A 19561-nucleotide genomic window follows, 5' to 3' on the forward strand; every position below is an offset into this window, starting at 1 on the left:
GAAATTCAAAATTCAAGTAACGAAACGGCAAAGATTCTTAAAGATATTGACGAAATCGCTTTCCAGACGAATCTTTTGGCTCTTAACGCCGCCGTAGAAGCGGCAAGAGCGGGTGAAGCAGGTAAAGGGTTTGCGGTAGTTGCGGAAGAAGTGAGAAATCTCGCTCAAAGAAGCGCCGAAAGCGCAAAGAAGACGGCGCAGCTTATCGAAAGTTCTCAGGCAAGCAGTTCCAGAGGTGTGGGGTTGGCGGAAGAAACGTCGGAAGCCATTGAGAAGATTACCGAAGTGTCGAACAAAATAGCGATGATAGTGGATGAAATTACGACTGCCGCCGAAGAGCAGGCGCGTGGAGTCGCTCAAGTTAATTCTGCGATTGGAAATATGGATCAGATAACGCAGGCGAACGCCGCCGGTTCGGAAGAATTGGCTGCAAGTTCGGAAGAATTGAGCTCTCAGTCCGTTACAATGAACGATTTGGTCGGTGAATTGGTCGGTGTTGTCGAAGGTATGGATGAAAAAAATACCTGGGAAAAAGGTACTCACAAAAGATATTCTAACGCCAGAACTACGATACATATGAAAGCGGTAAAAAGAGCGTCAAGAGGTTTGTCGCAAGCCGCAAAACCGGTAGCGGTAATCGCTCATAAATCTGCGGCGGCTAAAAATGAGCCGGAAACGCTTATTCCGTTTGACGACGATAAAGATTTCGGAAATTACTAGAATCTTTAATAACCGAAACCGCCGTTTCAAAAAACCGAAACGGCGGTTTTTTATTGTGTAAATTTTGCCAAACCGCTAATTAAAATATCGCCGTCAAAATTTTGTAATTCAATTTCATTTAATTTTATTGGAAAATCAATTGACAACGGCGAATTATTCAAAATCAACCCTTCTCGACCGCCGCCAAGAATTTTCGGCGCATAAAACAAATAAAAACGATTAACGGATTTACAATCCATTGCCGTTTCGACAAGCCTGCTTCCTCCTTCAATGAGTAAAGAATCAATTAATTCCTTTCCTGCGGTTTCCAAAAACGATAAAAACGAATTTTTATAATCGCTCTCCCCTGTCGCCCAAATTTCGACTCCGTCTTTATTCTTTTCAATATATTTTTCTTTTGAATTAAGTACAATTATTGAACGGTGGTTTTTTGCATTTTCCCTAAAAAACGAGTTTTCCCCGACATCTGCGTTCGATGAAAAAACGATTCGCACGGGATTTTTGGAATTTTCTATATTTCGTACGTTTAATTTCGGATTATCGGCAATAAGCGTATTCTTTCCGACAGCGACAGCCGAAGAAATCGAGCGAAGAAAATGCGCATATTTCAACGATTTCTCATTTGTAATCCATTGCGACTTCCCATGAACGTCGGAAATTTTATTGTCAAGCGTCATTGCGAGTTTTACGGAAACAAACGGCTTTCGGTTTTGTATAAACCAGAAAAAATCTTCATTAATACGTTTAGCTTCAGTTTCGCAAAGTCCGATATTAACATCGATTCCCGACTCGCGAAGTTTTTGTACGCCCTTACCGGCAACAAGCGGATTTGGGTCCAAACATGAAATGAAAACCTGTTTAAATTTTGATTTTATTATAGCGTCAACACACGGCGGAGTTCTTCCGAAATGACAACACGGTTCAAGCGATACAAACAAATCCGAACCGCCGCATAATTCTCCCGCCTGATTTATAGCGTTTATTTCGGCATGATTGCCGCCGACAGGCGAAGTAGCTCCTTTACCGACCACTTGCCCGTTTTTTATAACAACGGCTCCTACGGCGGGGTTAGGCGAGACGTTTCCTTTCACCGATTTTGCACAGTCAAGCGCTATTTGCATAAATTCTTCATTCATATAGCCCAAAATAATATTTGGTAAAAAAATATTTGCAATCGCTTAACAAAAAAAATTATTTTAACGAAAAAAAATCGGTGTAATGTAAAAAAATATTTGGGAAATTAAAATGAAAATAATTGTTTTTATTATGTTCCTTTCCATATTTTCTTTTTGCGATGAACTTCGCGATTTAACAAACAAAGGAATTTCGGCATTTAAAAAAAATGACTACGAAAAAGCGTTGCAATACTTTGACGACGCCGCAAAAAAATATCCTATGAGTAAAGAAGCGAAATTCAACAAAGGGCTCAGTTTGGGATACAGTGGAAACGCCGAAGAAGCGGAAGTTATTCTTTCGGGAGTCAAATTCGATAAAGACGGAAAAAACGCCGAAGTCCTTTATACAAGAGCAAGAATTGCCGAAGCCGTCGGTGACGCCGCTATGAACAATCAACAGCAGCCCAACGTTGCAGAAGCCAAAAAAGCATATCAAAACGCCCGTCGGCTTTATGCGCAATCTCTTGATTTAAAAAAAGATAAAAAAACTATAAATAATATTGAAATTTTATCTCAAAAGATAAAACTGCTTCCAGAACAAGAACAACAAAATCAAGATAATCAGAACGACAAAAATAAAGACGATAAGCAAAATAAAGAACAAGACAAAACCGATAATAACAAAAACGACGATAACGACGATAAACAAGAGCAAGAGCAAAATCAACAAGAGAACGAACAAAACAACGAACAAAACAACGAACAAAACAACGAAACAAACGAACAGGAACAGGAACAAGACGAACAAATTCAAGACGCCGTCCGTTTGATTGAACATTATTCGGACGATGCGAAAGAACTTAACAAACCGCAAGAGCGAAAAACGGTTTCTCCCGTAAACGGAAAAGATTGGTAATAAAATTATGAACATACAGAAAATTACAATTACTATAATTTCTTTGTTAATAAATTTTGTTCTTGCCGTTGAAGTAAAAAGTTTCAAAATGACGACAAACAATACAAACATCCAAAACGGAGATATTGTTTCGATTATGGCGGAACTTTTAACCGACGCGGCGGTTTCAACGGATATTCCGCAGTTTCCACAAAGTTCGGATTATTCGGTTTTATCGGTAAATAAATCGCAATCGTCGTCCACTTCCATTTCAATGATAAACGGGAAAACTACAAGCGACAAAACCGTAACGACACGTTTTTTATACCAAATTCAATTCAATACGCAAAAATCGTCAATAAATCTTGCGCCGTTATTGGTAATAATTGAAAACAGACAAGTTGCAAGTAACGGGATAACGTTTCAAATAGGTGAGAAAAAAGAAGAAGACAGTCCGGTAAGTGTAAAATTTCTACGTGAAAGAAGTACCATTTACAAAGGAGAACAAGCGCGGTTAACGGTTCGAGTCATGGTTCGTTCCAACACAAATGCACAACTTACAAATGACGGATATGTAGGATTTTTAAAAATATTACAAGATAAATTATCCCAAAATTTTACGCTTACACCGCTGTCAAACTCACCTGAAAACAAACACGAAGTTATAAACGGAGTTTCGCATCAAGTGTATGACCTTGTATTTAACTTAGTGCCTTTGGATACGGGAAAAATTACGATTCCGTCGATTTCTATCGTATATATTATCCAAGAACGCGGCGGCGGACGCGATCCGTTCGACGGATTTTTCGGTTTTTCCTCCATACGTCAAAAACAAGCGGCTGCGATTTCGCCTGCGCTTACTTACAACATTAGCGATCTTCCAAAACCGATGCCGAAAAATTTTACAGGAATAATCGGCGCAGTTAAATTAAGCGGTTCGTTAAGCAGAGATTCCGTTCCGGCAGGAGAATCGATAACGCTAAACATTACGATGAGCGGGAAAATGTCTTCCGCATTAATGGGCGATATCGAATTAGATAAAAATCCCGATTTGGACATATTTCCGCCGGAAAGAAAAATTTCGCAAGATACGACCTCAACCGGAGTTAATACAAAAAAGCAATATTCATGGATGATTATTCCTAAAAAAGAAGGAACGTTTAAAATTCCCGGCAAAGAAATTATCTGGTTTGATCCAAATTCCGCGGCATACAAAACCGCTTCTACCGGAAATTTTACAATTAAAGCGAGTGCGGGAAATTACTCGCAGCAAACTCAAACAAAAAGATACTTAACGCAAAGCGAGATTACTACTTTCGGTAATGATATTCGTTATATAAAAACAAACCTTTCGGAAAACAACGCAAACCAAAATGAAATCGACAAAAAACTACTTTTAGGATTATTCTCGTCCGCGTGGATATTGTCGTTGTTTTTAATTTTAATTAAATTGAAAACGATACTTTTCCCAAAAAATATCAACGAAGAAAAGAAAAGCAGGGCTTTTTCAACGGCTGTCCGCGAATTAAATCGTATTTTGAACGGCAAAGAGAACATTTCCCCTATGGCGGCGATAATTAAATATTTAAGCGCCAAAACAAGTAAAGAAACAGGTTCGATGAAATACGACGAAATTGAAAAATTACTTGAAAGCCGAAGCGTCAGTGCGAATGTCCGTGAAAAATTAACCAAATATTTCAGAGATGTCGAAATTTCCCGATACGCCTCCGGAAATTCTCAAAATAATCTTGCAAAAAACGGAATTGATTTGTTGAAAAGCATTGAAAAGGAGTTCAAATGAAAAAAGTCGTACTTTTTTTATTGATTATAATATTGTGTGTGTGTTCTCAAACTTTTAATAAAACCGATTTGTTTAACGAGGCGAATAAATTATATGAGGAAAAGGAATATGACTCCGCAAGCGTTTTGTATCTGCATATTTTAGAAAATTATGGCAAAAACTCCGCGATTTTATACAATATTGCAAATTGCGCATACAGAAAAGGCGACATAGGAACGGCGATTTTATATCTTGAAAGAGCCAAATTACTATCTCCGGACGACAAAGATATATCAACAAACCTGGATTATTTGCGAACACAGACAATTGATAAATTTGAAAAACCGGAATTATCTTTTTTCCGGCAGAATTTTGAAAAATTTCAGAATTTTATTTCACTGCAAACGCAGATTATAATAATCATAATTTTGTCATTCTTGATCACGATTTTTATGGCTTTGACGCTTTTTTCTCAAAAACGAAGAACTGCAAAGATTTACGTTATATTGATTCTATTTGTAGCCATGTCTATGTTTGGAATTTCCGCAGGCATCAAATATACTGACCAAAAAAATACAATTAGATGTGTAATTTTGAGTAAAACCGTTTCTGCGCTAAACGAGCCGCGCGGAGATAAGACGATTTTCTCCGCTCATGAAGGAACCGTTTTAAATATCATAAAAATTGTAGATAATTGGTATTTTGTCTCGCTTCAAAACGGAGCAAGCGGATGGATTCAAAAACAATCGGCGGAAATAATTTAAAAAGAGGAGATTTTATATGGCAGTTGTAGGAATTATCGGCGGAAGCGGACTTGACAACCCCGATATTTTAAAAAATGCAAAAGATGAAGCGATTTCAACGCCTTTCGGAGCGACTTCGTCGCCGCTTAAGCACGGAACTATAAATAATACGAAAGTCATTTTAATCGCCAGACACGGTCGAGAACATACGATTACACCGTCAAACGTGAATTACCGAGCAAATATTTTCGCATTGAAAAGGTGCGGATGTACGCATATATTGGCTACTACGGCAGTCGGTTCGCTCAAAGAAGAAATAGAGCGCGGCGACTTGGTTATTATAGACCAGTTTATCGATTTCACAAAACAACGAAAAATAACTTTTCATGAAAAATTCGAAGCCGGAAATCCTAAACACTGTCCGATGTCAACGCCGTTCAATGAAGAGTTACGAAATATTTTAATAAAAAAATCACGGGATCTGGGCTTTAAATTTCATCCGCAAGGAACGGTTGTCACTATTGAAGGCCCGCGATTTTCAACTCGCGCCGAATCAAATATGTTTCGCTCTTTTGGAGCGGATATTATAAATATGTCAATTGCGACGGAGGCGATCTTGGCTAATGAAACGCAAATTCCATATGCAGCGATAGCGATGAGTACGGATTACGACTGCTGGAAAATTGACGAAGAACCGGTTTCGTGGGAAGCGATCAGCAAAATTTTCGCCGCAAATGCGGACAAGGTTACAACTTTACTTAAATCGGTAATTCCGATTATTCAATAACTATATTTTATTTTTGAGCGGCGTAGCCTTTAGCCGCTTTGTTTGCAGTAGAAATTTTCGCCATTTCTTCTTTCATGGAAGCGTGTAATTTTTCTGATTTTTCCAAAAGCAAGGAAGTGTCTGTAACTATAGACATAATAATTGATTTTATTCTTTGTTCATATTCAGATATCCGATTGGAATCGGTTCCCGGCGGAAGCGTATCTTTTCGTTTTTGCAAATGAGATATCTCAACCAACAATTTTTCTCTTTGTTCGGCGATCTGTTCGTAATCGTCGCGATTAAAATTCATTTGCGAGGTAATTCGAGATATCTCTAAGTACAAATCTTGAATTTTTTCAAGAGCTTGAATTTTAGTGGTATATATAGTTTCTTCACTCATTAAACGGCCGTATAACTCCCTGACGCCGCTATCCTAACATTTTGCGCCGCAATTTTCCACGCATCGCGAAGTTCCGTCAAGTATCCCAGTATTTCACGAATCGGCTGCGAATCTACATGGACAATCGACTGATTTATTTGATACTGCATATATTCGTAGAGACGATAAAGATCACGTGCGATACTGCCGTCGCCTGCGTCAAAATTCAAAGCGGAAATCAATTCCGAAATCGCGTCGTTCATCTTATAAAGATGCTTATTTCTCTCTTCGATATTTTTGTAATCCGAAGGCATTTCGGCTACAATCCCGCCGTGTTTTATAGCGACATCGTAACAGATTATCAACAATTTGCCTTTGTCGGCCGTATCAATGTTTGCCGTCTTGTAAGCATTATATCCTTGATTCATATAAAAACGCTCCATTTAAGCATATTAAAAACATAAATCTCCAATTTGCATAAAATACATAAATGCTACGATTTTATGCAAATTAAAAAGACCCTAATTGTGAAAACATAGCAGACTGTTGACTCTGCAACATTTTAATCGTATTTTCCATCGCTGCAAATTGTTTTACCAATCTATCTCTGTACGCATCAACTCTGCGTTGCGTCACTTCAATTTGAGAATTAATAGTTCTTATTCTATCGTTAAGCGTTTCTTTCTTTTTATTTACAACGCCGTTTTCATAATCGGTCAACTGCTTCATTTTTTCATCTATTTTTCCGGCAAGCCCTTTTGAGAAAGTAAGAGTTCCGTCACCACTTCCGACAGCCGCGGTTATCATTAAGCCTTTTGCCGGACCGCTGTCAAACGAAACGATGTCGCCGCTTCTTTTCCCGACAATCCAATTCGTATCGCCTTTTTTTCTTATTTCAAAAGTTCCGCCGACCTCTCTCAACTCGTATTCGCCTTCTTGCGTATCGTTAGAACTTCTACCGAATTGAATTGAAGTATTGCTGGAATCCGCTTTCGTAACAAACAGAGAAACAAATGCGTCGTAATCTTTCTCCATTGCCTCTTTCATTTTTTTATCGTCTATCTCAAATTCGCCTGTTTTAGCGTTTATTTTCACTCCCACCTGAGACAAAGAAGAAAATACGCTGTTATCCGATAAAGACATTTTACTCTGAAAAATACTTTGTATGCTGGACATAATCGTTTTAACGCTAGAATCTCCAAATAAATCGCCTTTTACCGGAACATCGCCCGAAGTATCATATTTAGTTTGTTCTTTAGAAAATTTAAGAAGGAAATTATACATTTCAATCATATCTTGAACTTTCTTAATAACCCCGTCTTCATCTCGTCCGATGGATATTTCCGCTGCGCTGTCGGTTACTTTTTTTAACTCAAAGTCAACCCCTGAAACCGCGCCGGTAATGGAGTTTTTAGTTGAAGTCATTAACACGTTATCAATACTGAATAAAGCGTCTTTTCCGATAGAAAGAACGTTGCCGCTTTTATACCCGACTTCCGTATTACTAAACGAATTGGAAGTCGCTCCTATTTTTATATCTTCGACAACCAAACTTGAAGCGCCGCCGTTCCTGTCTTTAATTTCTAATTTCCCGTCTGCGCCAAACTCCGCCTTTACAGACCCTTTGAACGCATTTTCAATTTCTTTCAACAAATCGCCTTGCGACATCGTAGAAGAAGTTTTTACTATCGTCGCATTGATATCTTTTCCATTTGCGTCTTTTGCGGTTATCGTGATTTTCCCGCCTGTCGCAAGCGCTGCAAATTGCGAAGCGATATCGTTATCGGATTTGTATGTTTCATAGGCTATTCCTTTGTTTCCGGCTGCGTCGATAAACCCAAGCGCTTCCAAAACATCGCCTTCATATTCCGCACCTTTGGAGCCGCTCTCTTCGTTTGATAAAACCAAACGAAAATCATTGGAGCCGGTTTGGAGAATTGTAGCGGAAACGCCGATTTTTTTTCCGTTCTCGTCGGTCGCGTTGTTTATTTTAGCCCTTAAATCATTAAGCGTATCGCTTGCCAAAAGTTCTATCTCGGTTCCGTTTATCTTGAATTTTCCGGGAGCGATCCCAAATGACGAAAGCGAAGTATTAGCATCGGAAATCATATTATCGTTACTTATCAATTTTTCGCTCTCGGCGAGTTGATATACGTTTACGCCAAACTTTCCGGCTTGTGCGCCATACGAAGTTGTAACACCGACAGCGTCCGAATTTGTACTTGAAGTTTTGAATATATTAAAATCATTTTTGGTTTTAATCGACGACGCCTTGTTCATAAAGTCGCTCAAATACGAACCAAGTTTAGTATAGGCGTCAATTTGCTTGTTAGCCGCCGTCTTTTTTTCTTGAATTCTGGTAACTTCCATTTGTTTTAACGCCGTAAGTTGTGAAATAATACCCGCTACGTCTATACCGGAAGACCCTGTCATAGTTACGCCCATAATACCCTCCTTGTTTCCCCTTTTTAATTCTGGAATGAATTATTTTATATCAATTATATCGGCAGTCATTACAAAAACTTTAACTAAAAATAAATTATGGATTAATTATGGAAGAAGAAAAAGAAGAAAATACCAAAACATACATGATCGTAGGGTATTTGATTATTCTATTTACAATCTTTGGATTTTTATCAATGTTTGCCGTATTTTTATATTCTCACTATCAAAAAGTCGGTGTAATCTACTGTGAATTTCCGTATATCGGCGATTTGAAATTTGACGATCCGTTTACCGTTAACGGGAACAAAGTCGGTATTATTAAAGGCATTACGTCAAACGAACCGAATCGTACCGTACTTACGATAAATCTGAAATCTCCCGTAACCGTTCATGAAGGGTACAACTTATTCATAGGCGATGTCGGAATCATGGGGGAACGAGTCGTTTGTATTGAAAACGGACCGCAAGACGCTCCTGTAATAAGTCCCGCAGATACGTTAAAAGGGAAATATTATCCGGGCATATCCGACATGTTGGGAAAAATTCAAGATCTTCGCGATTTACTTGATGCGTGTATTGATTTTGTTTATAAAATTTCGCATGGAACCGACAGTTCAAAATCAATAATAGAATGGGTAAATAATGCAGAAAATAATATAGATAAATTTTCGTATGCGACACAAAAAATAATGATTTCATGGGATAAGGATATTCCAGAAATTATCAAAAAAACATATGATTTTAGTGAAGATTTTGACTCAAATTTAACATATCTTAGAGAAAAACTACTTGACATTATTAAAAACATCGATACCGTAATAGATGACTGCGATACGCTTCTCACAAAAATTTGCGAAATTGAAAACACTATAAACGATGCGAAAAATTTCGTTTTAGCTATCGACACTATCAATATGAACTCTATAAACCAAAAAATATCAGATTTGCGGTACGAAATTAATAATATTTACAACAACGCTTTGAAACTGCGTTTGCGCCTCGTAAAAGACCGATCAAAGAAATAATCGCCGTACAAGCGCTGCGAAATAATGTATTTTACAGTTCAAAAGGAGAAATTTATGATTTCAAAAGAAAAAATTCTTGCCAATATTAAAAATTGCGTAAGCGATACCGCTTTTTTAGATTTGCCTAATCGCAAAGCGGGAAAAGTCCGCGACCAATTTGACTTGGGAGACAAATTGCTGCTCGTAACAACCGACAGACAGTCGGCTTTCGACAGAATTTTGGCGCAGGTTCCTTTCAAAGGGCAGGTACTTAATCAGGTAAGCGCCTGGTGGTTTGAACAAACTAAAGACATAGTTAAAAATCACGTTATTTCAATTCCGGATCCAAACGCAACTCTTGCCGAAAAGTGCAAGGTTTTCCCGATTGAGTTTGTTATGCGCGGATATTTAACAGGCTCGACCAGCACGTCGGCTTGGACGCAATACAAAGACGGGAAACGAAATATTTGCGGTAACATTCTTCCCGACGGAATGGTGAAAAACCAGAAATTTAAAGAAAATATTTTGACGCCGACAACAAAAGACGATACGCACGATGAAAATATTTCCGCACAAGAAATCGTTGAAAAAGGAATAATTTCCGCAGAGAAATGGGAAAAGTTGTCAAAAATCGTGTTCGCTCTTTTCGAAAGAGGGCAGGAAATCGCCGCAAAACACGGACTTATTTTAGTCGATACCAAATACGAATTGGGTGAAAATTCAAACGGCGAAATCGTTCTTATCGACGAAATTCATACGCCGGACAGTTCGCGTTATTGGATGGCAGACTCTTACGAAGAAAGATTTTCACAAAACAAAGATCCGGAAAATATAGACAAAGAATTTTTGCGTTTATGGTTCAAAGATCATTGCGACCCGTACAACGACAAAGTTCTCCCTCTAGCGCCGGACGATTTAGTCGCGGAACTAAGTTATCGCTACATTTTACTCTATGAAACGATTACCGCAAAAGAATTTTTGATTGACGATTCACAATCAATTGAAGAGCGGTTAAAGAAAAATTTGTCGGAGATTTAATGACGCGGGAAATTCTTTTTCAATTACCCGGGCAGGGAAGTCATTTTTTCGGGATGGGTGCGGATTTGCAAAACAGCGGTAACGTTCTTTTCAGAGAACTATTGGAAATCGGTTCTGAAACGATTAAGAAAAATTTGCAAAAAGTAATTTTTGGCGATGAGAGTTCGGAATTTAACGATTCTAAAATTTTACAGCCGACTATAGCCGCGGTTTCGCTTTCTTTTGTGAAAATCCTTGAAGACGAAGGAATTTCTCCGTCTATGGTGATGGGACACTCGCTTGGCGAAATTACCGCGTTGGGCGTAGCAGGCTCGCTGTCTTTTCAGAAAGCCGTAGAATTTGCGGCTTTTCGCGGAAAACTTATGGATGAAAGCGCAAAATTATGCGGCGGAGGAACTATGACCGCCGTGCTTCTTGCAAGCGGCGGGGACTGCCAAAAAATAATCGAAGAAATGGATTTACAGAATACGATTTTTGTGGCGAACGACAACGCTCCGACTCAAGCCGTTGTCAGCGGAAAATCAGATGATTTGTCAAAATTCGAGAAATATATCGAGCAAAAAATGCGGGTAAAAACCAAACGAATCGCCGTAGCCGGACCTTGGCACACACCGTTTATCCAACATGCGAAACAAGTGTTTTCAGAATGGGTAAAAGATAAAGAAATTTTGCCGCCCAAATGCAAATTTGTGATGAATCAAACGGCAAAAGAGGAAAATAATCCTGAAAAAATTCGCGAGTTGATAACAGATCAATTCGTAAAACCGGTTCGTTGGCGAGAATCATGCGAATACATAAAAAACATGAAATTTTCGGCAATTATCGAAGTGGGACCGGGAAAAATTTTGGCGGGACTTATGCGGGCGAATAAAATAATAAAATCCACCGATTTTCACGGTTCTGTCTCATCCGTAGAAGAAGCGAAAACAATCAAAGGGAAAATTGCGGGCGAAATATGAAAAACATCATAGTTATCGACGGACACGCGTTAATTTACCGATCGCATTACGCTATGATGAAAAACCCGCTGATTACGAAAAAAAATCAAGTAACTTCTGCAATATTCGGATTTCTTTCATACATTTTCAAACTGGAATCGATGTTCGCCGCAGATTCTATTGTCGTTGTTATGGATCCCAAAGAAAAATCGTTTAGAAGCCGAATTTTTCCGGATTACAAGGCGAATAGAAAGCCGATGCCGGACGAACTTAAAAGTCAAATCCCAATAATTGTCGAAATTGTAAATCTTTTAGGATTTCCGCTTTTTTCGATTGAAGGATTTGAGGCGGACGATGTGATAAACACCATAGCAAAATTTGCCGACAAAAACCAAATCTGCGCCAAGATCGTTTCATCAGATAAAGATTTAATGCAATTAGTAAACGATAACATTCACTTACTGTCGCCTTCTGCAAATTCAAAATTTGCAGAAATTTCGCAAATCGAAGTTATTGAAAAATTCGGCGTAGAACCCCAAAAAATCCACGATTTTCTCGCACTTATGGGCGACGCTTCCGACAATATTCCGGGACTTTACGGAATTGGTCCGAAATCTGCGCAAAAAATTATAAATTCGGCAGGTTCGGTTAAAAACCTTTTGGAAAATCCGTCTTTAGCGGGAAATGAAAAATATGAGGAAACGGTAAAAAACAATCGCAAAATCTTAGAACTGTCTTACGAATTAACCGCACTTGCGGACGTTCCTATAGATTTGAATGAAAATTCTTTTGACAGAAAACAAATCGACACCGAAAGAATTACGCAAATTTTCAAGGAATTGGAGTTTGAACATTTCCTAAAAATTTTTAATTTTGAGAAAACGCAAATAAGCGCCGAAAACGAGAAAATCAAAGCGAAAGTGATAATTTCCGATGAAAAATTTGACGAATTGATAAATTTAATCCAGAAATCCAAATTCGTCTCAGTCGATACCGAAACGACGGGCTTAGACATTCATTCGGCGCAAATCGTCGGAATTTCGTTTGCGGTTGACGAAAACGAAGCGTTTTACATTCCGCTTGGACATTCGTCGCTTGTTACACAAAACTATCCGCTTGAAAAAGCGGTGCAAAAAATTAAGCCGATTTTAGAAGACGAAAGCATAAAAAAAATCGGACAAAATTTAAAATTTGATTATCAAATTCTTAGAAATTATGGAATTTCGACAACAGGAATTTCGTTCGATACGATTCTTGCCGCGTATGTTTTGGATTCCACACAAAAGTTTAATTTAGAAGTGCTCGCACAAAAATATCTGGGATATTACTCTATTTCGATTTCACAAATCATAGGAAAAGGGAGCAAACAGATTTCGTTTGCGCACAGCAATATCGCAGACGTTTTGGAATACGTCGCCGAAGACGTGATTTTGCCGATAAAACTCAAAAAAATTTTTGAAAACCAGTTTGACGACGAATCAAGAGCGCTTTTTGAAAACGTTGAAATGCCGATTTTACGGATTTTAGCGGATATGGAATACGAAGGAGTTCTGATTGACACGAAATTGTTTTATGAGTTATCAATACGGTACAACAAAAAATTATCGGAGATCACCCAAGAAATTTATTCGCTTGCGAACGAAAATTTTAACATAAATTCGCCGAAACAACTTGCCGATATTTTATTTGAAAAGCTTAAAATTCATCCGCTTAAAAAAACACAAACCGGATTTTCTACCGATGCGGAAGTTTTGGAAAAAATAAAGAATATCCATCCTATCGTCCCGAAAATTTTGGAATACCGTGAAAAACAAAAACTGCTTTCGACTTACATTTCGGCGCTTCCGGCAAAAATAAACAAAAAAACAAACCGCCTGCACACATCGTTTAATCAAACAGGAACTTCTACCGGACGACTTTCTTCAAGCGATCCGAATTTACAGAATATTCCCATTCGTACGGAAGAAGGAAAAGTCATTCGTTCGGGATTTATCGCCGATAAAGAAAATGTACTGCTTTCCGCCGACTATTCGCAAATTGAATTACGACTTTTGGCGCATTTTTCAAACGACGAAACGCTTATTTCGGCGTTCAAAAAAGGAATCGACATCCACAAACAAACGGCGGCGAAATGTTTTGGCGTTTCGCCTGACGCGGTTGACGATAATATGCGGCGAATGGCGAAAACCATAAATTTCGGACTTATGTACGGAATGGGAGCGCATTCGCTTGCGGAAAATTTGGGAATTTCGTTTTCAGAAGCGAGAAATTTTATAGAAAATTATTTCGCTCAATTTCCGACAATCAAAAATTGCATTGAAAATTTCAAAATAACCGCTCAAAACAACAAATACACAAAAACGCTTTTCGGACGAAAAATGCCGCTTCCGGCGATTGTTTCCGAAAATCATATTCAAAAAGAAAATGCGATGCGAATCGCCGTAAACGCACCGGTTCAGGGAAGCGCCGCCGATATCGTAAAAATCGCCATGATAAATATCGACAGAAGAATTAAAGCCGAAAACGCCTCTATGAAAATGATTTTGCAGGTTCATGACGAAATAGTCGCCGAAGTCCCGAAAAACAATGTGGAAATTGCAAAAAAAATACTTTCTGAAGAGATGTCCAACGCCGTAAAATTATCTGTTCCGCTGTGCGTTGAAATCGGAACCGCGCAAAATTGGGCCGACGCGCATTAAAAAAGGCGATTCCCCGAAAGGAATCGCCTTTAAAAGTAAACAAAAGTTCTATTCTTACTTTTTAAACGTCACCGCAATAGTTTTGCGATATTGCCGCTTTTCTTTAGAAGGACGATCGTCAAAATCCACTTCAGCCTCAACCAACGCTAAATAAGACGCCGCGCCAACCGTCCTGCCACGATTGTTTTTACCGTCCCAAACGCAGACGCCGGCAACCGAACCGTTCTTTGTTATATCAAACTTCATAGGTATATCGTCGCTTACCGTGTTACCAGTCTGATCTACAATCCTTACAACGCCTCTTTGCGTATTCAAATTCGATACGCACCCTTTCATTTCAAGAATTATCGCGACACCTTTACTTCCCGGCGCTATATTATAAAATTCCGACATTTCTCCGTCTAATTCATTGGATTCATAAGCTCCTTTACCGCCGTTTTTAGACAAACGCAACGGCTGAGGAACGATATGTAATTGAATATCCATATCATACGGACGTTTCAAACGCAACGGCGCCATAGTAGTCAATTTTTGCTCGTTATTACCGTCAGATACGTCAAACACCGAACCGCCGTTTAATATCCAAATGCTGTCGCCGTCATTAGGATACGCAATAGTTACGGAATTCACCTTATAGCGCCATTCGTTATTTTTTTCTTTTTTCGGAGACGAACCGAATGTCATTCCAAACTCTTTACCTGATGATTTTTGCCAAAAACCGTATGGCTTAAAACCGTCTTGTAACCGGACATCTTCGCTGAATATAACCTCCAAAACAGTATCTTTATCTACATTATACCACGCCTCCAAAATTACAGGAGCGATTCTGTCCGCCGGTTTAACGGCGCTTTTATTAACGGTAATCAAGCCGTCCGTAATAACGTCTTCAAGCGAAAGAATTTCATCGTCGCCGATACCGGTTCTGGGAAGATGTTCGTCTCTATTGCCTTTCGCCGCTTCTTGCGCCGCATACTCCGTTACGCTAAATTCAAAACCGTCGTCCGTAATCGCTATAACGCCGCCTTTCGTAAACAGACGTGTCGAAGACGGGACAAGCGCGTCAATTATTCTTTCGGCAAATTCCTGCGAAACCCGCGTCCCCAAATTAACTTCTATTACATTAACGTATCCGTCACGAACATCTTTTCTGTCAAAGAAGGCGGCCGAAATTATTCTCGTAGATTTTTTCTGTTTGATTTCAACGCGTTTATTATCACGAATCAATTGTTCGTTGCCAAACGGAACATCCTTTACGACAACGTCGGCGGAATAATTTATGAAAATCGAATCGCCTTCATTAATTTTTCCGCTATATTCGTTATTTACTACAAACGTACATACCGTACCGTCGATTTTAATATCGTCAAATATAATGTCATATAAACGTCCGCCGTCAAGAGCAAAAAATTTAAACGGTATGTTTTCGTTATTTACGCCGACATCGACATTTTCACTCAACGTTACAATAAGCGTATCGTTATCGCCGGCAAGGGATTTAATACAACCGGCGGACACGACTACGGGCGCCGCTCTGTCTTTTACAGAGATAGGCTGTGTAGCGCTGTTCCCGTTGTCGTCAGTAAACCCGTCATGAATTACAAGAATATTCATGTCTCCGCTTGTTACGTCTTTCGGCGCGTTATCCAACAAAATAACGTACACCATACTATCGTCGTCGCCGGTTTCCGTTTTCCCATACGCCCACAATCGAACATCGGTAGGATCAAAGTTCTTGCCCGCAAAATCAATAACAAGATCCGTTTGGTCTATGTCAAAAACTTTATCGAATTGAATAACTACGCTATCGACCGTTCCTGCGCCTTTACTGTCATAATAATGATAATCACGCGCTATCGGAATATCCGCATCTATGTAAATAGTAACTTTCACCGACTTAACCCAAACGTCCGTTTCGTACGATTCTCCTTTATGGTCTTTGTATTCCGCCGTGTCTAACGCCGTGTAGTAAAAAACGTCTTGAAATGCGGCAATTCTATCGGTAATATGACTAATATCATATTTTACCATGCCGTTTTCTATAGTGACGATCGCGCCCAAAGCGGTAGTAATCGATTGATCGCGATCAGGGTTAGCGTTTTTTTGCGTGAGAGGAATCCTGTTATCCGTAGTAAGACCGATTATTTTTTGCCTGTTCGCAGCTTTAGGCAGGTCATCATCAATTTTGTCGTTTCCCAAAACGTCTATCATGACAAAATCACCCTCCTCGACACTTTCCAAATCGTCCTGCGGTCTAAAAGGATTATCGTTCCACGGACTTATATCTATTATAAATTCTACGGGATCGCTTTTAATGTTTTTGTTTATCGCTATCGCTTTGATTTTTACCTTTTGCTGATTAACATTCTCGTAGTCGGCTCTGTATTCGCCGGTTGTCATTATTTCATTAACTACACAACTGCTGCCGCAATTATTGTACGCAAGAGAAAACCAATCGCTTATATCTTTTCCAGACAAATCTTGTGCACTCAAATATTCAAATGAAACAGTATTGCAGGGGTCGTTACCGACAGACAAAGTTCCGACTTTTTTATATATGTTGCCCTGATAATACTCAATTACTCTTTCCTGAGTAAATTGCGGTGTAAATTCTGTTAAGTCCGGATCGTCCGACAATATTGTTATCGTAATAGGAGCGGGAAGCGAGGTTTCGATATCACCGACTTTGTTCAGGTTTTTAAATTCTATCTTGAACGTTGCCGCACCTTTATTGTCGCCGATGTCCACTATTCCCAACGGAATTCTGAGAGTAGTCGTATTCCCTTCAAAACTTAACGTTTCGCTAAACGTCTTCACATACACCTGTCTGTCTCGAGGATGATTTGACGAAAACGGCAACGGAGTCATCCCGACTTTACCGTTTGTTTCTGTTATTTCATAAGTAAACGACAATTTTGCACCCGCCGGCAACATTTCGCTAAGTTCAATTACTATGGCCGTATCGTAGTCGCGGTTTTTTGTCGCCGACCACTTGTAATTATTGTCTATAATTTTATTATTTGGAAATCCGGCGGGATTAAAATACTTCGGCTCGTCGCAAGTTTGCGGTTTATTCCATCCGGTCGTTTCCCAATTCCAATATTTATCTTCCGGAAACGTTTGATCTTGTGCGTTTATCGTAATAGTAGCCGGATCGTACGGAACAAAAATAAAAATGTCTCCCGTACTGCAAACTCGAGAAACTCCGCTATGAGTGGCTGCGCCGTAAGCCCAACAGAAAAAAACATTCTTCGCTAACACTTGACCGATAACGGTTCCACCGGACATCACGTAAAATTCTCCATATGGAGCAATGAAAGTCCCTACAGCTGTTGTAGAATTAGAACCGAAAGCGATTGCGGATTTAACATTCTTATATTCATCGTCTTGATAGCCGGTAATTCCTTTGTTTAATGAAATAACTAAAATTTGTCCTTCAGCTTCTTTCGGTATTGTACAATTCTGAAAACCTTCTGGTGCAAAAGTTCCGCCTACTTTTACACCGTTTGTACCGGCATCTAATTTAAATTGACCTTTAATATATATAGTAGTTTTGTAATTATTGGAAGCATCAGGTTTTATCAATAATTTAGCATTAGGAGAAATTTGTATATTTCCGTCAAAATAATATACTCCCGGCTCCATATACACATTAAATCCTTCGGGTATCGTTAAATTATTAATAAAATGCCCGGGTTTCAAAATGTGATTGTTAGTGATGGTAGGATTCTGTATCAAACCCGAAAAACTCATATTTTCAACATTGGGAAATTTCGGTCTTGATGTAGGAACACCGTTTGTCAAAGCATAAAGAGATGCACTTTCTTGCCTAACTACACCTGTTAAGTTTTGAGCCCAATCCGGAGAATCGGTATTACTTACATATCCAGCTGCAGGAGCAGTACAAGCCGTATGATTATTATATACAAGCCGAGAACCATTTGCAACTTTAATTTCTTTACCGACATTTCTAAAATATGCGCCTTGTGCCGTTTGAACATAATACCACGAGCAACCTCTGCTGTTATCAATTGTTCCAGCTGTCCCTACAATACCGTTTAACGGTGTACGGCAAACATTGTCTACACGATAAACACTATCGGCATAAACCGAATGCAGCATCAAACTTCCATCTAAATCAGGATTAAGATGGTCATTCCCTATAGGCATAAATTGTTGATTTTGCCCGAAAATCAAACCAACGCTCGTTAAAAGAACAAACAGAATTACTGGGGGGGGGGGGCACAGTTTAAATTTTTTCATAATTACCTCACAGTTTGACAATTACATTAGTATTTTACATCTATAACAAATATAATCACAAAAGTTATAATTTTCCGAAAAAATTATAACTTTTTAAAAAATTAATGAAAACGACAAGATAAATAAATTGGAAATCGACAAAATTTTCCCGTCGTTATCGGAATTGTTTCCGTAAAATTCCCTTTGCCAAAACCCGTCATAACCGTTTACCGCGATAAACATATACCCTATAGAATACTCAAATATCGAACTCTTCCCGATATTTTTTTGCGCAAACAATCCGGTTTTTACACTGCCGCCCAATCCGTCATATTTTTCATAGCGTTTGTTTGAAAATTGAACAAATTCCGAATATATCGTATCACGCTCCGAATATCTTGACAAAACAAACGCCGCGCCGCCGATAAATCCCGCCTTATCCACTCCTTTGATACTAAAGTATGAGGAATCAAAGCCGATTTTATAATCCGCCGAAAGCGAAAACGAGTTGTTTGAAAGACGCGAAACCGTTTTTAATATTTGTATGCTGTCAAAACTATTTTCTATTTTGTAAATGGATTTCATTCGATTAAAAGAATATCCTGCGCCGATATTGAGCGACGATTTTGAATCCAAATTCAAAGAAACGCCCGTTTCAAAATAAAACGAAACGCCGGAAGCGGTCGCCGGCTGAAACCAGTTCTGGCGGATATACTTAAGCTCGCCTATCTTTTTCACCGTAGAAAAAAGCGAATCCGCCCGTTTTTTTAAAAAATCCGAATATTCTTTTTGAATTT

Annotated in this window: 15 protein-coding genes; 9 read left to right on the plus strand and 6 right to left on the minus strand. The window is 38.9% G+C overall.

Annotated features, from left to right (window positions below):
• The first annotated feature begins 3 nt into the window (after positions 1-3).
• Positions 4-720, plus strand: a complete 717-nt coding sequence (locus LBH98_06120) for a methyl-accepting chemotaxis protein (GenBank protein MDR0304327.1) — start codon at positions 4-6, stop codon at positions 718-720.
• 50 nt (positions 721-770) lie between these two features.
• Here LBH98_06120 and ribD read toward each other — a convergent pair whose 3' ends face one another.
• The gene (gene ribD / locus LBH98_06125; protein ID MDR0304328.1) at positions 771-1856 is read right to left on the minus strand and encodes a bifunctional diaminohydroxyphosphoribosylaminopyrimidine deaminase/5-amino-6-(5-phosphoribosylamino)uracil reductase RibD; all 1086 of its coding nucleotides are present in this window, start codon (positions 1854-1856) and stop codon (positions 771-773) included.
• Positions 1857-1965: 109 nt separating this feature from the next.
• Between ribD and LBH98_06130 the strand changes: the two genes are divergently transcribed.
• From LBH98_06130 to mtnP, 4 genes are read left to right on the plus strand one after another with little or no spacing between them, the layout of a single operon-like run.
• On the plus strand, positions 1966-2751 hold the full coding sequence (locus tag LBH98_06130) for a hypothetical protein (protein ID MDR0304329.1): 786 nt from the start codon (positions 1966-1968) through the stop codon (positions 2749-2751).
• A gap of 7 nt (positions 2752-2758) precedes the next feature.
• The gene (locus LBH98_06135) at positions 2759-4531 is read left to right on the plus strand and encodes a BatD family protein (protein MDR0304330.1); all 1773 of its coding nucleotides are present in this window, start codon (positions 2759-2761) and stop codon (positions 4529-4531) included.
• The gene (locus tag LBH98_06140) at positions 4528-5274 is read left to right on the plus strand and encodes a hypothetical protein (GenBank protein ID MDR0304331.1); all 747 of its coding nucleotides are present in this window, start codon (positions 4528-4530) and stop codon (positions 5272-5274) included. The genes LBH98_06135 and LBH98_06140 overlap by 4 nt, the downstream gene beginning before the upstream one ends.
• A 16-nt stretch (positions 5275-5290) precedes the next feature.
• Positions 5291-6040, plus strand: coding sequence for an S-methyl-5'-thioadenosine phosphorylase (gene mtnP / locus LBH98_06145; GenBank protein ID MDR0304332.1), 750 nt, complete (start codon positions 5291-5293; stop codon positions 6038-6040).
• Between the two features lie 7 nt (positions 6041-6047).
• Here the strand turns inward: mtnP and LBH98_06150 are convergent, their stop codons facing one another.
• The 3 genes from LBH98_06150 to fliD all read right to left on the minus strand — a co-directional run bounded on the left by LBH98_06150 (position 6048) and on the right by fliD (position 8846).
• Positions 6048-6422: a hypothetical protein gene (locus LBH98_06150; GenBank protein ID MDR0304333.1), complete on the minus strand. Its 375-nt coding sequence runs from the start codon at positions 6420-6422 to the stop codon at positions 6048-6050.
• Entirely contained in the window at positions 6422-6844 is a 423-nt protein-coding gene (gene fliS, locus LBH98_06155) for a flagellar export chaperone FliS (protein MDR0304334.1), read from the minus strand. Before fliS ends, LBH98_06150 begins: the two co-directional genes overlap by 1 nt.
• Before the next feature lie 67 nt (positions 6845-6911).
• Positions 6912-8846 (minus strand): flagellar filament capping protein FliD, encoded by a 1935-nt coding sequence (fliD, locus tag LBH98_06160; protein MDR0304335.1) that lies wholly within the window; start codon positions 8844-8846, stop codon positions 6912-6914.
• Positions 8847-8953: 107 nt separating this feature from the next.
• On the opposite strand from fliD, the gene LBH98_06165 reads away from it, so the two are divergent.
• From LBH98_06165 to polA, 4 genes are read left to right on the plus strand one after another with little or no spacing between them, the layout of a single operon-like run.
• Positions 8954-9871 (plus strand): hypothetical protein, encoded by a 918-nt coding sequence (locus LBH98_06165; GenBank protein ID MDR0304336.1) that lies wholly within the window; start codon positions 8954-8956, stop codon positions 9869-9871.
• Positions 9872-9925: 54 nt separating this feature from the next.
• Positions 9926-10888, plus strand: coding sequence for a phosphoribosylaminoimidazolesuccinocarboxamide synthase (locus LBH98_06170; GenBank protein ID MDR0304337.1), 963 nt, complete (start codon positions 9926-9928; stop codon positions 10886-10888).
• Positions 10888-11847 carry an ACP S-malonyltransferase gene (locus LBH98_06175; GenBank protein ID MDR0304338.1) on the plus strand — a complete coding sequence of 320 codons (960 nt, stop codon included), beginning with the start codon at positions 10888-10890 and terminating at the stop codon, positions 11845-11847. Before LBH98_06170 ends, LBH98_06175 begins: the two co-directional genes overlap by 1 nt.
• Positions 11844-14525 carry a DNA polymerase I gene (polA, locus tag LBH98_06180; protein MDR0304339.1) on the plus strand — a complete coding sequence of 894 codons (2682 nt, stop codon included), beginning with the start codon at positions 11844-11846 and terminating at the stop codon, positions 14523-14525. Before LBH98_06175 ends, polA begins: the two co-directional genes overlap by 4 nt.
• 54 nt (positions 14526-14579) lie before the next feature.
• Here the strand turns inward: polA and LBH98_06185 are convergent, their stop codons facing one another.
• Positions 14580-18785 carry a hypothetical protein gene (locus LBH98_06185; protein ID MDR0304340.1) on the minus strand — a complete coding sequence of 1402 codons (4206 nt, stop codon included), beginning with the start codon at positions 18783-18785 and terminating at the stop codon, positions 14580-14582.
• A gap of 93 nt (positions 18786-18878) precedes the next feature.
• Positions 18879-19561 (minus strand): hypothetical protein (locus LBH98_06190; GenBank protein ID MDR0304341.1); only part of this gene is annotated, 683 nt, incomplete at its 5' end.

This window comes from Chitinispirillales bacterium (assembly GCA_031254455.1).
Lineage (GTDB): Bacteria > Fibrobacterota > Chitinivibrionia > Chitinivibrionales > Chitinivibrionaceae > WRFX01.

Bases quoted from the DNA above. Each gene is read 5' to 3' on its own strand.
- LBH98_06165 (MDR0304336.1), top strand. From the start codon at position 8,954: ATGGAAGAAGAAAAAGAAGAAAATACCAAAACATACATGATCGTAGGG.
- mtnP (MDR0304332.1), top strand. From the start codon at position 5,291: ATGGCAGTTGTAGGAATTATCGGCGGAAGCGGACTTGACAACCCCGAT.
- LBH98_06175 (MDR0304338.1), top strand. From the start codon at position 10,888: ATGACGCGGGAAATTCTTTTTCAATTACCCGGGCAGGGAAGTCATTTT.
- fliD (MDR0304335.1), bottom strand. From the start codon at position 8,846: ATGGGCGTAACTATGACAGGGTCTTCCGGTATAGACGTAGCGGGTATT.
- LBH98_06185 (MDR0304340.1), bottom strand. From the start codon at position 18,785: ATGAAAAAATTTAAACTGTGCCCCCCCCCCCCAGTAATTCTGTTTGTT.
- LBH98_06130 (MDR0304329.1), top strand. From the start codon at position 1,966: ATGAAAATAATTGTTTTTATTATGTTCCTTTCCATATTTTCTTTTTGC.
- ribD (MDR0304328.1), bottom strand. From the start codon at position 1,856: ATGAATGAAGAATTTATGCAAATAGCGCTTGACTGTGCAAAATCGGTG.
- LBH98_06150 (MDR0304333.1), bottom strand. From the start codon at position 6,422: ATGAGTGAAGAAACTATATATACCACTAAAATTCAAGCTCTTGAAAAA.
- LBH98_06140 (MDR0304331.1), top strand. From the start codon at position 4,528: ATGAAAAAAGTCGTACTTTTTTTATTGATTATAATATTGTGTGTGTGT.
- LBH98_06170 (MDR0304337.1), top strand. From the start codon at position 9,926: ATGATTTCAAAAGAAAAAATTCTTGCCAATATTAAAAATTGCGTAAGC.
- polA (MDR0304339.1), top strand. From the start codon at position 11,844: ATGAAAAACATCATAGTTATCGACGGACACGCGTTAATTTACCGATCG.
- fliS (MDR0304334.1), bottom strand. From the start codon at position 6,844: ATGGAGCGTTTTTATATGAATCAAGGATATAATGCTTACAAGACGGCA.
- LBH98_06135 (MDR0304330.1), top strand. From the start codon at position 2,759: ATGAACATACAGAAAATTACAATTACTATAATTTCTTTGTTAATAAAT.